Here is a 16,390-nt window from a genome sequence, read left to right as displayed (position 1 = left end):
ACGAAGGCATCTAAGGGTAAAGGTTCATGCAGAAATGGAGGGGATCGATAATGGAAGTTATACGTGCGGAACGGCTGCGCGTGGAGTATTTGGACAATCCGTTAGGAATCGACGTCATCGCTCCCCGGTTGGGCTGGATCGTCACGTCCGAGCGCCGGGGAGCCCGGCAGACGGGATATCGTGTACTAGTTGCCGGCTCGATGGAGTTGCTAGAGACCGGGCAAGGCGACCTATGGGATAGCGGGAAAAAGGATTCATCCGAAACGCAACATATCGTATACGGGGGCAAAGAGCTGAGCTCCGGGCAAGCGGCTTATTGGAAAGTTCGGGTTTGGGACGAAAACGACAAGGTTAGCGATTGGAGCGAGCCCGGAAAGTGGACGATGGGGCTGCTCGGGAGAGAGCAATGGCATGGCCAGTGGATCGGTTGGAAGAACGATCGGAAACCGACGAAGGAAACGCCGAAGCCGAACGTTTATTTGCGCCGGGATTTTCGGATCGGAGCGGGCTTGAAGAGGGCGACCGTCTACGCGACGGCGCTGGGCTTATACAGGCTATTCCTTAACGGCGAGCGCGTCGGCAACGACGTGTTCTCGCCGGAATGGACCGATTATCACGTGCGGGTGCAATACCAGACTTATGACGTGACCGCCCTTCTGAGGGAAGGGGATAACGCCGCGGGCGCTATTCTCGGTCAAGGCTGGTATGCCGGCTATATCGGCATGTACGGCTATCAGAGATACGGCATGGATCCTTCGTTCTTGATGCAACTGAACTTGGAATACGAGGACGGAACGACAACAAGCATCATAACGGATTCCGAATGGAAGGCGTCTTTCGGCGAGATCGTTTCCTCGGATTTGCAGATGGGGGAGACGATCGACGCGAGATTAAAGATGCCCGGTTGGAACGAGGCGGATTTTAACGGGGCCGACAAGTGGACGAACGTCGATATCATGTACGACTATCGCGGATGGATCGTAGCTCAGATGTCGAGGAAGATTCGGGCCACGGAAGAACGCAATCCGGAGCTTATTCGTTTTCTGCCCGACGGTAGAACCATTATCGATCTCGGGCAAAATTGCGCGGGGTGGCTCCGCGTTAGCTTAACGGGAAAAGAAGGGGCTCGCCTCCTCTTTCGGTTCGGAGAAGTGCTCGACGCGAACGGGGAGCTGTATACGGAAAATTTGCGGTTTGCGAGGCAAACCGATAAGTATATTTGCCAAGGCGGCAGTCAGGAAACATTCGAGCCGGCGTTCACATACCATGGCTATCGTTACGTCGAAATAAGCGGAGATACCGAGTCGGTCGAGCTCGGAGAGATAACCGGCATCGTGGTCCATTCCGATCTGCCCGAAACGGGTCGCCTCGTTACGTCTCGCCCGCTCGTTAACCGTCTTGTCCAGAATATTAGATGGACGCAAAAAGCGAATTTTATGGGCGTTCCGACGGATTGCCCGCAGCGCGACGAACGGCATGGTTGGACCGGGGATGCGCAGATCTTCGCGGGAACGGCCGCATACAATATGGATGTCGCCGCTTTTTTCGCAAAATGGATGGTCGATCTTGAAGACGCGCAACAGCCGACGGGGGCTTATACCGATTTTGCGCCGTTTATATTCGGTCCGAAAACGGAGTTCGATAATGACTTTACTTACACGCACACTGCTTCGGCCGGATGGGCGGACGCTCCGATTATCGTCGCATGGGGATTGTACGAAACATACGGAGACAAGAGGCTGTTAGAGAAGCATTACGATTCGATGAAAAAATGGGTCGAATTCAATCGCAAGCAGCATCCCGACGGTATTCGGAGAGATGTTCCGCAATACGGCGATTGGCTTTCGGTGAACGAGAGGCCGTTCGAGGAAGCGATCGCGGAATTCGGCCGCATGGTCAGCCATCATTCTACGACGCCTTACGATATTTTCTCTACCGCGTATATGGCCTACAATGCTAAGCTTCTGGCGGATATCGCTGGCGTGTTGGGGGAAATGGAGGATCGCGAAAGCTATTCGAAGCTGTTCAATCGAATTCGGGACGCGTTCGCAGAGCAGTTCGTCGACGGAAATGGCAAGATTAAGGGAGATACGCAGACGGCTTACGCGATGGCATTGCGGATGGATCTGCTTCCCGAGAATTTGCGGCCTGCCACGATCGGGCGACTTGTCGGGAAAATCGAGCAAGCCGGAGGGATGGCGACGACGGGCTTTCACGGGACGAAGTTTTTGATGGACGCACTTACGCAGGCAGGATACGCTGATGTAGCTTATCGCTTGTTGCTGAGGGAGGAGTACCCTTCCTGGCTTTATTCGGTTAATCAAGGCGCGACGACGATCTGGGAACGATGGGACGGCTGGACCGAAGAGAACGGATTCCAAGATCCCGGCATGAACTCGCTCTGCCATTATGCATTCGGTTCGATCGGCGAATGGATGTATCGGAATATCGGGGGCATCGATCGGGATGTCGAAGCGCCGGGTTACCGTAAGCTGCTCATTCGTCCAAGGCCTCTCGGAGGTTTGACATCCGCGAGTTGCAGCTATGATTCTTTGCAAGGACTTATCGAAACGAAATGGGAAGTCGCGAACGGACGGTTCATTCTAGAGGTGACCGTGCCGGCGAACGTGACGGCGAGGGTCGTTATTCCTTCCGCTGCAGGGACAAACGTGCTTGAAGGAAATACGGAACTCAGCGCGGCTGAGGGAGTATTGGGGACTAGCAGGGAAGGTAACGATTGCGTTTCTGTGGAGATAAGCTCGGGAAAATATCGTTTTGCTTCGGAATTGAATGCATAAAAAAATCCGCCATGCAGATATCAAGAGGTTTTCCTGCCTCCGGATATTCTGCTTGGCGGATTTTTACATCACCTTATTCCGTAACTCGGCGTAGCCGATTTGACAGGAGTAGCGTTGCTTTCAGAACCGCTGCCATTCACTGCCGTAACTTTGTAATAGTAAGTTGTATTAATTATGGCCGTCGTGTCTTTGAAAGTCGTGCCGCTAACTTTGGCGCCTATGGTCTGGAATGTACCGTTCGCAGCGTCCGAGCGCATCACGTTATAGCCTGCTGCGCCTTCGACCGCGTTCCAACTGAGGACGACCTTCCCGCTGTTTAAGTCCGTGTTTGCATTGAAATTCCCGGGAGGAGCTATTCGAACAAGTATTGGTTTAATAGGTATTACCGGAATTATAGGCGTTACTTCTATATCTTTCAGATCAATAACCAACATCGGTTTAGCCTCTTGAATAGAGGAGTCTTTGCTTTCATTGCCAGCACTATTCACAGCAGTGATCTTGTAGTAGTACGTTTTACCGTTTTCAACCGTCGTATCTGTAAAAGTCGTTTGGCTAACCTTGGAACCTATTGTTTCATAGGTACCGTCGGAAGCATTCGAGCGTTTCACATTGTAGCTTGTTACGTTGTTAACGGGGCTCCAACTTAAATTGACCTTCCCGCTGTGCGGCTCAACGATGAAGTTGTCGGGAGCAGGCGGAATGATCGCTCGGTCTATGGGCACTTGCGGAGTTATTGGCGTGATATCAACGATTTCTGCCCTTGAAACATATGCCATATTGCTGCTTTCGCTTTCTCCATCATTCACTGCCGTGACGATGTAACTATATCCTTTAAGAAAACCAGCCGATGTATCCGTGAACGTAGTCCCGCTAACTTTAGAAGCAATCGTCACATAGGCATTGCTGGAGCCTTCAGCTCGCTTCACGTTGTACGTCGTGAAGCCTCCAACTTTATCCCAGTTGAGAATGACCGATCCTCCGCTCCTTGCTGCGGTTAAATTCTGAGGCGCCGGCGGCGGCTGGTTCACTATCGGAACCGGTAAAGTACGTGAAGGCGCGCTTTCGCCATAATCATTCACTGCCGTGACCTGATAATAGTACGTATTACCAATGCGAGCCGTTGTATCCGTAAACGAAGTAGTTTTAAGGTTGGAGCGTTTGGCCTTAAACGGACCGCTAGGAACATCCGAGCGCTTCACAATATAGCTTGTTGCATCGTTAACCGTGTCCCAACTCAGTTGGACATCGTTTCGGTTTAGTATAATTTCATTGTACTTACCGGTTTCACCTATAACCCGTATTAATTTGGCATTCAAGTTATTAGGCGCCGGCGGTGGCGAACAATTGATTTCTTGCTCATATAACGGATAATTCAAGTTGATCAAATTTTTCGAGACTCGACCTTTTGCTACCAACACATTATAGCCCGCGTACACATCCAATTTGAGAAAAGCGTCAACACGTATAGTATCACAGGGCTCCAATTCGTAAAATCCCGCTCGAATTCCGGGATAAAGTTCAAGTCCGGCATCTGCGATTTCTAATAATGTTAGCCCCACTTTAAAGGACGGACCCGCAGCAAGACTGGCATCAACCTTAGAATTTACCGTTAACGTTGCAGTGTTCGTTGTTTTATTAATCGATTGGAAACCTTTACTAGAAGAATAGGCGAAGCCTTGTTCAAGATGGAATTCATCCACGAAATTGATTTCTAATGAAGCTCTAAAATCAGGATCGATTCTCAAACTCAGCTCACCTTTAACGAATATGCCTGGAAAGACGGGCACATAAAATAGCTTCGTTAACGGAATATATATGGGCTTGGTTAATGCCCCTTTTCCTGTATCGGCATTCACTTTTACTTTAGTCGTAATATCTCCGGTCATTACCAGCTTTGAATAGAAATCGATGTCCACATCAAACCAATCCACATCGACATCAAGACCAATATCTGCAATTACCCCTACGTTACAGAAGTTCATGCTAGCATTGAGAACAACGCCTTCGTAATTTTTATTATTTAAAGCAATTCCGAAACAGGGCACGGTGAAGGACTTATCCAGTTTGCTTACTTCGTTCTTCGTAATCTGGATCGAAGGATCGGCCGGGACGAGCATTTTGGGATTTATCGGCTCTGTGGCATGTATGTCGAGCTTGGAAAAAACCTCGCTAACCTTGGGAATTGATGTTTTTACGACTAGAGCGCCCTTCTCCTGGCTGATGGATACCACTTTTCTCGCAATACCGCCGTAATATTGGTCATTCGGAGGCATGACGAACACATCGCCAACCTCTAATTTCAAATTCGGATCGTCAATTACCCACGTAACGTCATCTCGTTTCGAATAACTCGCGCTCTTGCTTTGTTTCACTTCAGGTTTGTATTCGACGATTTTGCGAGGAGCTTCAGTCGTTGATGTCGGCAATTGCCCTGGTGAATAATGGAGGGCGCGTACTAACATAACCGCTGCTTCCGCTCGGGTGGAATTATTTCCGCCTTTGAACGAACCATCCGGATTTCCGCGAATAATTCCCGTTCCTAACGCCGCTTCGATCAAGTCTCGATTGCTCTTTATATCCGCTTGATCTTTCACTTTTCCAAGTAATTTCTCTTCCTTCTGCGGCGGAAGCTGCAACGCTCTTACAATCCATATCGCCATTTCATAACGCGTAATGGGCTGGTTCGGCTTAAATCCGTCCGGAAAATCGGCGGGAAACAAAATGCCGCTCTTCAATCCTGCGGCTATATAAGGTGCAGACCAGCTCTCCGGTTTAACGTCTTTGAACGGAACTTGGCTTGAATCTTTCGGAAGCTTCTTAAGCTCTACGAGCATCTTCAGAAATTGCTCCCGCGTTACATTGCCATTAGGCTTAAACGTTCCATCTTTGAAACCGGCCACGATGTTCGTCGCCGAAAGTTCCATAATATCTTTGTACGCCCAGTGAGACTTAATATCGCTGAATTTAGCAGGCTGCGCTCCTCCTTTGGCATCGTTTTCCGCTGCGGCGGCAAGATACGGAGCGATGATGCTGAACAGCATCAGAAAAATGGATGAAACGATCAATGATTTATAGCTTCTTCTAATAATAAAAACACCTCCCATTTAATAAAAGCAAGCAACCCTCGGTCTAATTGGCGATCAGTTATGAAATAAATGGATTTATTTTCTAATTAGTTCATGATACTACATTTCAAAAAAGACTAATATTATCCTAAAGTTGTAGAATGGAACGTTTTTTACTGTTCGGCAACCTCAAGCGCCTTGTCACGAACGTCGGATGGGGGATACAATTGAATGAACGTCACGCAATGCCCGTGATGACAAGGAGGTCGCATGATGAATATGATGGCCATATCGGTTGCGATCTTAGCGGGCGGTCAAGGTCGCAGAATGGGCGGCCTGAACAAAGCCTTATTGTCCGTTCGAGGCGATACGATCATCGAGCGTCAGCTTCGGGAAGCACGAAAGGTTTCGGACGATATTATCGTCGTATGTCAGAATGAAGACATGACGCGTTACTTATCGGCGTTCGAGACGGTGAGATCGATTCCGGATCAATACATCGGCGAAGGGCCTTTAGCTGGAGTACATGCAGGATTGAGCGCGGCAACTCATCCGTTCGTTTGGGTATTGGGATGCGACATGCCCTATCCCGATTTTAAGGTCGTTAGGTATTTGATAGAGCGGATGCAAAAAGGTGCTTATGATGCGGTGATCCCTTACATAGGAGGAAGACCGCAACCTTTGCACGCGATCTATCGGAAGGAGTTCGGAGCCGTCGCGGGGCAAAAGCTTCGAGCGGGCGAGCGGAAGCTTATGGCTCTGTTCGATCAGGCGAATTGGCTTGGGATCGAGGAACAGGAGTTGACGGCGAACGGATTCTCTTCGATTTTCTCCGATGACATCGATACTCCCGAGCAATATGCGAACGCGAATTCTCCTATGACGGATGATCGCTAAAGGAGTCATTTCCGACATGCAGTCTTTAGATAAACAGGACCGATTTCACCGTAAGGCGATAAAGCCGGAAGAAGCGCGAGAGCTCCTCATGAATCATATCCGTACGCTTCCAATGGAATGGATTCCTTTGGACGAATCGTGGGGGAGGCGGCTCGGCGAAAATGTTTACGCGCCTCATCCTTTTCCGCCGTTTCGTCGATCCGGAATGGATGGATACGCGGTAAGGACCGAAGATTTGCTGCAAGCGACACCGGATAATCCTGCTAGGTTAACGGTTCTGGAGTCTTTACCGGGCGGGGTTGTGCCACGGTATCCCCTCGGTTCAGGACAAGCAACCCGGATCATGACGGGCGGAATGGTTCCCGATGGCGCGGATGCCGTCGTGATGCTGGAGATGACAGCCGACGATGAGCGGGACGGGATGCCAACCGTACTCATCGGCAAGAACGCGCGAGCGGGTCTGAACATTGCCGAGATCGGGTGCGAGATTGAGCAAGGCGAGCTGCTGCTGAGCGAAGGCCAACCGATAGGGCCGGGCGAGACCGCTCTTCTGGCCGCTTGCGGTTATACGCAAGTCCCCGTATTCCGCAGACCGAGAGTGGCTATCTTCTCTACCGGTTCGGAGTTGTTGGAAGTTGACGAGCCGTTGAGTCCCGCCAAAATCCGCAACAGTAACGCTTCGATGTTATCGGCATTAGTCAAACAATTCGGGGGAGCGCCGATTCTGCTCGGCAAAGTTCCCGATGACGTAAAGGCGGCTCGGGAGTTAGTGAATCATGGGTTGCGCGACTGCGATCTCCTGCTGACTTCAGGCGGCGTGTCCGTTGGCGACTACGACGTCATGGTCGAAGTGCTTGCCGATCCGGAAGCGGAGCTACTGTATAATAAAATCGCGATGCGTCCCGGCAGCCCGACTACGGCGGCGCTCTATAACGATAAACCGATCGTCGCGCTGTCCGGCAATCCCGGAGCGTGTTTCGTCGGTTTTCATTTATTTGTCGCTCCTTCGCTGAAGGCGATGCAAGGCGAGCCTCAGCCTGTAACGCCAAGTTTCAAGGCTTTTCTAGGCGCGGACTTTCCAAAGGTGAATGCTTATCGCAGATACATCCGCGCCAGAACCGAGATCCGGGAAGGCACGATATGGGTCATTCCGAACGGAGACGACAAGTCGAGTCTGATGTCGACGATCGTCGGTGCGGATTGCCTGATCGAAATTCCTCCGCTGAAAGCCGCGCTAGAGCAAGGGCATCTGGTCACGGCATGGAAGTTGGAGTAACAGTCTCATCGAGACAGACTGCACGAGCGGGGGAGCAATCATGCGCATTATTCAGATCGTTGGTTATAAAAATAGCGGAAAAACAACGCTGACGTGCGAATTAGTACGAGAACTCGGTAAGCAGGGACGACGTGTCGGCACATTGAAACACGATGCCCATGACTTCGAGCCGGACGTCCCGGGCAAAGATTCGTGGAAACATCGACAGGCGGGAGCTCACATTACGGCGATAACGTCGCCCTCTCGCACGGCTTGGGTTCAAGAACAATCGACGCCCATTGAAAAGCTAGTGTCCCGAATGGAATCCCAATCCGTAGATTTTCTAATTATCGAAGGGTTTAAGACTGCTTCATATCCTAAGATCGTATTGCTTAGAAGCGAAGAGGATGAGGAGTTGCTGGCTCTTCCGAATATAGTTGCCGTTGTCGTTCGCGAGTCGAACGCGAGCATCGAGGAAATGACGAACAATCGGAGTGTCCCGTTGTTTGTTCAACCGGACACTCTGAGTTTTGGACCTTTGATCGAATACGTTACGAATAGGAGCTAATTTGGTAGCTCATCATTTAGATTTTATTGTCCTATCCGGCAAGTGAAAGGAATCGCAAGAAATGAACCCACAATCGCAATCTCATCAGCACCTAGATTATTTCAAGCGTAAAGAAACCGAAACCGGAGTTTTCTTAAACGAAGTTCAGCGGCAGGCCGCTTCCCACACGGAAGGCGCGTTGTTGCTTCTTGCTTCGCCGGGCTCCGGCAAAACGACGACGATCATCATGCGAATCGGTTACTTAATGGAAGCAAAGGGAGTACGGGCATCGCGCATTAAGGCGGTTACCTTCAGCAAAGCATCGGCGACGGACATGAAGGAGCGATTTCATCGTTTTTTCCCGGAGCTGCGCCAAGAGATTCCTGATTTCTCTACGATCCACAGCCTTGCTTTCGAAGTCGTCAGGGAGCATTTGCGCAAGCAAAAGATCGCCTATCGAATGATCGAAGGCAGTTCCGACGGGGACAATGAGCAGGCGAACAAAACAAGAATCTTAAGAGACATCTATAAGAATATTAACGGCGATTTTATTACGGATGACCAAATGGAAGAACTGACGAGTTACATTAGCTTTATTAAAAACAAGCTGATTCCGATGGATCGACTGTCGGCGGCGAAATGCGACGTTCCGAAGGCGGAGGACATTTTCAAGAAATACGAATGGTTCAAGCAATCGGGAACGGCGAAGCTATTGGTCGACTATGACGACATGCTGACGATCGCGAATACGGCGTTGGCGGAACAACCCGCGCTCCTTCGTCAGTTTCAGCTTCGGTACGATTACGTTCTGACGGATGAAAGCCAGGATACGTCGCTTGTCCAGCATTCGATCGTCGAGAAGCTCGTTCGGGAGCATGGGAATTTGTGCGTCGTAGCGGACGACGATCAGAGCATCTACACATGGCGGGCGGCCGAACCCCAATATTTGCTCGATTTTAAGCAAGTCTATCCGAATGCGTCCATTCTGAAAATGGAACAAAACTACCGGTCCTCCCCTAACATCGTGGACGTGGCTAATCGGTTTATTAAGCGCAACAAAAACCGCTACGATAAAAACATGTTCACGAGTAATCCCGAGCACGCGCCGGTTACGTTAACGGAGCTTCCCGACTACAAATACCAGGCGAAATACGTCGTCGAGAAAATCGCGGATCGGGTTCATTTGAACGAAGTAGCGGTGCTTTACCGGAATAATTCCTCATCTATTATGCTTATGAACGCGTTGGACCGAGCCGAAATTCCCTTTTACATGAAGGATGGGGATAACCGCTTTTTCTCCCATTGGGTCGTCGAAGATATTTTGAATTTCATGCGTATGACCTTCAACGACAAACGGCCGGATCTATTGGAAAAAGTTCATACGAAGTTCAACGGCTACATTACGAAACAGCAAATGACGGCGCTGTTGGAACTCGATGCGGACGCAGACGAATCCGTCTTTGACCGGTTGCTCAAGTACGTTCCTTTGCAGGATTACCAGCACAAGCAACTGGAAGCGGGCAAAGCAACGTTATTAGAGATGCAAGGAGCGCCGCCCTTAACGGCTATTCGAACGATTCGAGACAAACTCGGTTACGATAAAGCGATCGAGAAGATGTGCGATCGCCTCGGTTTTCGCAAGGATTACTTGGTCGGAATACTGAATACGCTGGAGGAAATCGCGGAGCCTCTGGACACGATGGAAGCCTTCGCTAAACGATTGAAATTTCTTGAAAAAAGGATGAAAGAATCCAAGTCGAAAAAGAATAGCGGCGCGGTAACGCTGTCTACCCTTCATAGCGCCAAGGGCTTGGAATTCGGTTGCGTGTATTTGATCGACTTGGTAGAGGGCATTCTTCCTTCGAACGAAGACATCAAGAAATTCGAGAAAGACGAGACCGAAGGGATGGAAGAGGCGGTACGTTTGTTTTACGTCGGGATGACCCGGGCGAAGCAAGAGCTGGAGCTGCTGACGTACAAAACGAAGGATGGGGAGCCGGTAAAGCCCTCGCAATTCGTCGCGGACGTTCGCAACATTCAGAATCCTCCGGTTGAAATCCAGAGTAAGAAGGCGTTGAAGACCTCCGCCCAAGCTCGTCCGGCGATCCCGCTTAATCCTAATGCGATAACCGACCGAGATCGGATTGTCGTCGGCCGAAAGGTTCGGCATGTTAAGTTCGGCAACGGCGAGATCATCCTGATCGTCGGGGATAGCGTAGAAATCCGATTTCCATCGGAGACGAAACGGTTATCGATTAATATTTGCATGGAGATGGGGTTACTGGAACCCGAAGCTCACGATCCGGTCGAACGGTAATGACGAACGCCGAATCGCCAGAGCAAGAGACATGGAACGAGGAAAACGCAGCCTGCAAGAGGCGCCATCATGTAGATGATCGGGGACCCTCCGTCCGTTTTACCGAGAATGTACAATAATGGGAAGTAGTTCACGCAACCGAACGGGATGACGTACGTGAAGAAGCGGGTTACCCATTTCTGATAGATGTTCAGCGGATATTGCGCCATTTCCCTGCCGCCGTCCGTAAATATATTCGCAATCTCCAAGCCTTGTATCGTCCAGAAGCACATCGTTGCCATCAATATGAATATCCCCGTGAAAATAAACACGCCGCTGACGGTCATGAAGAGAAGCGTCATTGCTTTTAACAATGTCCATTCGGCTTGAACTTGACTGATCGCCCACGCGAGTACGAGGGAACTCTGCAACAATCGCCCGATTCGTGTGAATTCGAATTTGGAGCCGAGCACCTGCAGGATCGTACTCCGGGGACGCACCAGCAAGCGATCGAACTCCCCGTTCACGACAAGGCTCGAGAACATATCGAAACCTCGCGCCAAGCACTCGCTAATCGAGAAAGCCATATGGATAACCCCGAAGACGAGCGCGACCTCGTAGAATTCCCATCCCCTGATTTGTCCGAATCGTTCGAACATGAAATATAACCCCGCGAAGACGGAGAACGGAATGAAGAACTGGCCGAACGACAGCAGCCAGAAAGAAGTACGGTACTGCATCTGGGATTTGAACAAAACGAGCATATATTTGCCGAACAGTTTCATTGCGCTAGCCTCCTTGTACGACGACTCTGCGAAGCGCTTTGCCCATCGTGAACTTGCCGACGGCTACTAGCGCGGCCAACCATGCAAGCTGCAACGGAAGTAACTCTAACGCTTCGGAGACGGGAATATGACCGGAATAAACCCGGAAAGGGAAATCGGCGGTAAACCGGAAAGGCAAGTAGTTCACGATAGCTTGAAGCCAATCGGGCATAAGCGGAATCGGGATGATCATCCCGGCCAGAAATTCGCCGATGACTCCGAACATTAGCAGCGAACCGGCGGATGACATCGTGATAAAAGTCGAAATGTAGATGAGCATGGAAATGGCTACGACGATAAACAAGCCGAGGAGCAACGTTAAAATAAATAACGCGGCAGCGGTTAGGTCGGCAGGCCACTCAAGTCGGTAGGGCCGCGGCAGAAAAACGGCGACGATCAGAATCGGAGAACAGCGCAGCACGGCGCTCGATAGTCTTTGAGCGAGCAGCTTGGCGTACCAGAAACCGTAAATGCCGGTAGGACGGCATAGTTCATAGGCGATGTTGCCCGACGTAATGAGTTGGAAGAGTTCGTTGTCTCTGAACCATAACATGATAAAGGCGAGAAAGGCTTGTTGAAGCCAAACATAGGTGACGACTTGCGACAGAGAGAGGGGCGGGGTTACGACGGTTTGGCTGTAAAATGCTTCAAACACCATAATGATGATGAAGCCCCAGAAAAACTGCGTGGCGATTCCCGCGAGCGCCGCGGAACGGTACTGAAGGCCATTGGCGAGCCGAAGTCGGAAAACGGATAAGTAACCCTTCATGTGATCTGATACTCCTTATACATCCTAACGATAATTTCATCGATGGAAGGAGTCGTCTCGGCGGAATCGCCGATGTATTTATCGCGTAACGTTTGCAAGTCTCCGTCGAAGAGCAGGGAGCCTTTCCCGATCATAATGATTCTGCGCGCAAGCGCCTCGATGTCGTTCATATCGTGGGTGGTCAGAATGATGGTAACGCCTTTTTCCTTGTTGATTCGGGTGATGAATTCCCTTACGGCGATTTTGGAAACGGCGTCGAGTCCGATCGTCGGTTCATCGAGAAAAAGGATGCTCGGGCTGTGCAGAAGCGATGCCGCGATCTCGCAACGCATCCGTTGACCGAGGCTTAATTGACGGACGGGAGTGCGGAGAATGTCCTCGAGGTCCAGCGTCTCCGTAAGCAGCAGGAGGTTGCTGCGATATTCGGCGTCCGGTACATCGTAGATGTCCCTTAACAACTCGAAGGAATCGATGACCGGAACGTCCCACCACAGCTGGGAACGCTGTCCGAATACGACGCCGATGTTTTTCACGTACGCGACCCTATCCAACCAAGGCGTGTAGCCCATGATCTTGCACGTTCCGGAGTCCGGGACGAGAATGCCGCTCATCACCTTGATCGTCGTCGATTTACCGGCCCCGTTCGGTCCGATATAACCGACGATTTCCCCGGGGGCGATAGAGAAGGAAATGTCGTTAAGCGCCTCGACCTCCGTATACTCTCTGCGAAACAACGCTTTAACCGCATTTTTCACCCCGGATGACCTCTTCGCCACCCTAAAGCTCTTGCTAATTCCGCTGACCGTTATCAATGATTTATCCTCCTGTATGGAATAAAAGCGAAAGGAAGAAAATGTTATCACTCGATTGCAAACGTTGTCAATGGGAAATTTGAAAACAGGGGAAATTTGTAAACTTGGAAAAATTGAAAACATGGCGCATATATCGGAAATTCGTTAACGACTCCAATATTTGACTGAAGGTAGTCAGAAAATTTCCGCCGAGGTGTGGATTTTCAGCGTGTTGCTCGAAATAATCGATTAATTCCGGTGTGGTGAGGAGTTTCAGCGAGAGTTGTTCGAAAAAATCGACTAATTCCGGCGAGGTGAGGAGTTTCAGCGAGAGTAACTCGATAAAATCGACTAATTCCGGCGAGGTGAGGAGTTTCGGCGAAAGTAACTCGAAAAAATCGATTAATTCCGGCGTGGTGACTAGTTTCAGCGAGAGTAACTCGATAAAATCGACTAATTCCGGCGTGGTGAGGAGTTTCGGCGAAAGTAACTCGATAAAATCGATTAATTCCAGGTGTGTTAAGCAAAAATAGGCGGAAAACCGGCGTAACTCGGTGGCACAAAGGGGTTAGTGAGCAAAAATAGGCGGAAAACCGGCGTAACTCGGTGGCACGAAGGGGTTAGTGAGCAAAAATAGACGGAAAACCGGCGTAACTCTGAGGTTTGAAGCGGTTAGTGAGTATTGATAGACGGAAAACTGGCGCAACTTGGAGGTACGAATGGGTTAGTGGCCAAAGAAAGCCTGGAAATCGGTGTAACTCGGGGATACTTAGGGCCTAGTGGCTAGTAATGGTGTGCGAAATAGAGGAGTCCGAACCCCTCAGCCGAATGGTTTTGCAATGTACAATTACGGGGAGCCAGTAGGCAGGGAGCGGGCATAGGTCTCGGAAGAGCGGAGCGTCCGCCTCTGTAAACCCATTGCCACCTTGTCGTCAATCATCCATCAGGCAATGGGTTTGCAGGAAGCGGCTGGAGAGACCTATGCCCGCGGACTGCCCCTGCAGCTCCCCGCTCCGGTTTGGCTAGTCCCGCCCCGACTCTGCCGCCCTTCCTTTGAGCATCATGCCAGGCTCCACCCACCTCCCCAGGCTCCACGCCAACTCGCCCGCTCCCCCATGAGCACCGCGCCAGCTCCCCAAACCACTGTCCATTTTTATCCCCCCATAATGGGAATAATAACTTATCTCGCCCGGCATCCCACTTTATAATGGGGGATAGCGGGAAGTTTACACTAAGCAATCCTTTCAACTCCTCCTCCTGATATAATTAGATCACATTACCCGAGAGGACGGACGCTTTCAGATGAGTTTGAGCAAACGCATTTTCGCCGCATTTTTCGCGTTTATCATCGTTCCATTAATCGTGCTGGGCAGCGTATCCTATCTTGTTTTTCAGAAGGTTACCCAGGAGAAATACGCCGAACAGACCGAATTGACGCTGAAGGCAATCGGCAGAAATATCAATAATATGTTCAAGGAAGCCAACTACTTCTCCGATTTCTGGGTAACGACGGAGGACAGCGTGGAATCCGTAGAGCAGTCGATCGACTCTAACGGAGGAAGTCTCGAAATTCCAGGCGATTCTAGCCTTACGCCGGATTACGTTCAGCTGCTAGAGAAGGAAAGGCTACGCCAGCGAGTCCTTCTCACCTATCCCGGCATTAAATCCGTAACGCTATATCGCAACGACAATCAGCAAGTATCCGTCAATTTTACGAAAGATACCCCTCTTGCCCGCGAAGAGTTGGAGAGCAACCCTATCTACAAGGAAGTATTGAGAAAAAACGGAGCGCCGGTATGGGTCGGACCGAATGAAGACGTTAAACTGACCGGAGAAAACAATCTGTTCACGCAAATCCGGGTGCTGCTGGACATCGACTCGTTGACGAGCAAGGGCATTCTGGTCACGCGTTTTCATTTAAGCGAGCTTACCCGGATATTCAGTTTCTATAGCAGCCAAGGGAAAGTCGACCGGCGATTTCTCATCGTTGCGGGGAACGGCAATATCGTCTTCGATAACGCAACGGTCGCAGAAGGCGAGAAAATCGAGAAATTCGTCGATACGGTCAAGGGAATTGACTTGAAGAGCGATATGCCGCAAAGTAAAACTTTATCCTTTGACGGTCGCAAAAGCCTTGTTTCCGTTCAAGACCTGCAGCTCGAGCGGCTCGGCGTAGGCGATTGGAAATTGGTGATGGTCACTTCGTGGCAATATTTATCCGGCGACATGGCGATGGTGCTTAGGTGGATGGTCGTCATAACGTCGATTTCCTTGGTGCTGGCGCTCGCCTTCAATTTGATGTTCATACGAAGGACGGTTAGGTTCATCGTGAGAGTCGTCAGAGCAATGCGCCAAGTGGAGCGCGGAGACCTTTCGACACGGGTAACCGTAGTCGGGAATGACGAGACGACGACGTTGGCCAGGGGTTTTAACAGTCTGGTTACGAGAGTGTCGGAGCTTCTAGACGACGTTAAGCAGGAGCAATCCCGCAAGCGCAAAGCAGAGATGATGTTATTGCAAGCGCAAATTAAGCCGCATTTTCTGTTTAACGCGCTCGAGTCGATTAATATTCTCGCGGTGCAGAACGAAGGACGCAAAGTCAGCAAAATGGTGCAGAGGCTGGCGAACATTTTCCGGATCAGCATTCAACAGAAGGAAGAAATTACGATCGAACAAGAGCTGGAACATCTTACGAGCTATTTGGAAATTCAAAAATACCGGTTCGAGGAGCTGTTCGAGTATACGATCGACGTTCCGAGAGAGCTGATGGCGAATTCCATCCTGAAATTGACGTTGCAGCCCTTGGTCGAGAACAGCATACAGCATGGATTCGAAGGGATAGATTACATGGGGCGCATTCACGTATACGCCCGGGAAGAAGGCCGTAACATCGCCTTTTACGTGGAAGACAACGGGATCGGCATCGACGAGGAGCAATTGGCAAGGTTCGCGACGAGCGGAATGAAAACCCTTCAGGAAATGTACGAGGAGTCTCCGGAAACGGGAGAACGCCGCGGTCTTGGCGTCGGCAACGTCGCCGATCGCCTTCGCATTCACTACGGGAATCGATACGGCATCATTTTGTGCAGCGCGCCAGGTCAAGGTACGGTAATTAAATGCCTTATACCGCAAAACCCGGGGGAGTGAC

The 16,390-nt window shown here is 50.5% G+C and carries 11 protein-coding genes; 6 read left to right on the top strand and 5 right to left on the bottom strand.

What is annotated here, in order from left to right; genetic code table 11:
• Nucleotides 1-50 precede the first annotated feature (50 nt).
• Nucleotides 51-2,798, top strand: a complete 2,748-nt coding sequence (locus tag HH215_RS11620) for a glycoside hydrolase family 78 protein (RefSeq protein WP_169280049.1) — start codon at nucleotides 51-53, stop codon at nucleotides 2,796-2,798.
• Nucleotides 2,799-2,866: 68 nt separating this feature from the next.
• On the opposite strand, the gene HH215_RS11615 is transcribed toward HH215_RS11620, so the two are convergent.
• Complete coding sequence (locus HH215_RS11615; RefSeq protein WP_169280048.1) at nucleotides 2,867-5,863, bottom strand: S-layer homology domain-containing protein; 2,997 nt, start codon at nucleotides 5,861-5,863, stop codon at nucleotides 2,867-2,869.
• A 270-nt stretch (nucleotides 5,864-6,133) separates the two neighbouring features.
• Between HH215_RS11615 and mobA the strand changes: the two genes are divergently transcribed.
• From mobA to HH215_RS11595, 4 genes are all read left to right on the top strand, one after another.
• Complete coding sequence (mobA, locus tag HH215_RS11610) at nucleotides 6,134-6,760, top strand: molybdenum cofactor guanylyltransferase (protein WP_169280047.1); 627 nt, start codon at nucleotides 6,134-6,136, stop codon at nucleotides 6,758-6,760.
• 16 nt (nucleotides 6,761-6,776) lie between these two features.
• The gene (locus tag HH215_RS11605; protein WP_169280046.1) at nucleotides 6,777-8,036 is read left to right on the top strand and encodes a molybdopterin molybdotransferase MoeA; all 1,260 of its coding nucleotides are present in this window, start codon (nucleotides 6,777-6,779) and stop codon (nucleotides 8,034-8,036) included.
• A gap of 40 nt (nucleotides 8,037-8,076) precedes the next feature.
• Nucleotides 8,077-8,583 (top strand): molybdopterin-guanine dinucleotide biosynthesis protein B, encoded by a 507-nt coding sequence (gene mobB / locus HH215_RS11600; RefSeq protein WP_169280045.1) that lies wholly within the window; start codon nucleotides 8,077-8,079, stop codon nucleotides 8,581-8,583.
• Nucleotides 8,584-8,644: 61 nt separating this feature from the next.
• Entirely contained in the window at nucleotides 8,645-10,879 is a 2,235-nt protein-coding gene (locus HH215_RS11595; protein ID WP_169280044.1) for an ATP-dependent helicase, read from the top strand.
• Here HH215_RS11595 and HH215_RS11590 read toward each other — a convergent pair.
• The 4 genes from HH215_RS11590 to HH215_RS36715 all read right to left on the bottom strand — a co-directional run bounded on the left by HH215_RS11590 (nucleotide 10,858) and on the right by HH215_RS36715 (nucleotide 14,393).
• Complete coding sequence (locus HH215_RS11590) at nucleotides 10,858-11,643, bottom strand: ABC transporter permease (RefSeq protein WP_169280043.1); 786 nt, start codon at nucleotides 11,641-11,643, stop codon at nucleotides 10,858-10,860. The two genes, HH215_RS11595 and HH215_RS11590, sit on opposite strands and share 22 nt — an antisense overlap.
• Nucleotides 11,644-11,647: 4 nt before the next feature.
• Nucleotides 11,648-12,451, bottom strand: a complete 804-nt coding sequence (locus HH215_RS11585) for an ABC transporter permease (protein ID WP_169280042.1) — start codon at nucleotides 12,449-12,451, stop codon at nucleotides 11,648-11,650.
• The gene (locus tag HH215_RS11580; RefSeq protein WP_174887613.1) at nucleotides 12,448-13,263 is read right to left on the bottom strand and encodes an ABC transporter ATP-binding protein; all 816 of its coding nucleotides are present in this window, start codon (nucleotides 13,261-13,263) and stop codon (nucleotides 12,448-12,450) included. The genes HH215_RS11585 and HH215_RS11580 overlap by 4 nt, the downstream gene beginning before the upstream one ends.
• A gap of 1,001 nt (nucleotides 13,264-14,264) precedes the next feature.
• Nucleotides 14,265-14,393: a hypothetical protein gene (locus tag HH215_RS36715; RefSeq protein ID WP_256376722.1), complete on the bottom strand. Its 129-nt coding sequence runs from the start codon at nucleotides 14,391-14,393 to the stop codon at nucleotides 14,265-14,267.
• A gap of 151 nt (nucleotides 14,394-14,544) precedes the next feature.
• Here HH215_RS36715 and HH215_RS11575 point away from each other — a divergent pair, with 151 nt between their 5' ends.
• Complete coding sequence (locus tag HH215_RS11575) at nucleotides 14,545-16,389, top strand: cache domain-containing sensor histidine kinase (RefSeq protein ID WP_169280040.1); 1,845 nt, start codon at nucleotides 14,545-14,547, stop codon at nucleotides 16,387-16,389.
• The last annotated feature ends 1 nt before the right edge of the window (nucleotide 16,390 follow it).

The organism is Cohnella herbarum (assembly GCF_012849095.1).
Classification (GTDB): Bacteria; Bacillota; Bacilli; order Paenibacillales; family Paenibacillaceae; genus Cohnella; species Cohnella herbarum.
Note: the sequence above shows the minus strand (reverse complement) of the source record. Positions and strands in the feature narration are given on the sequence as shown.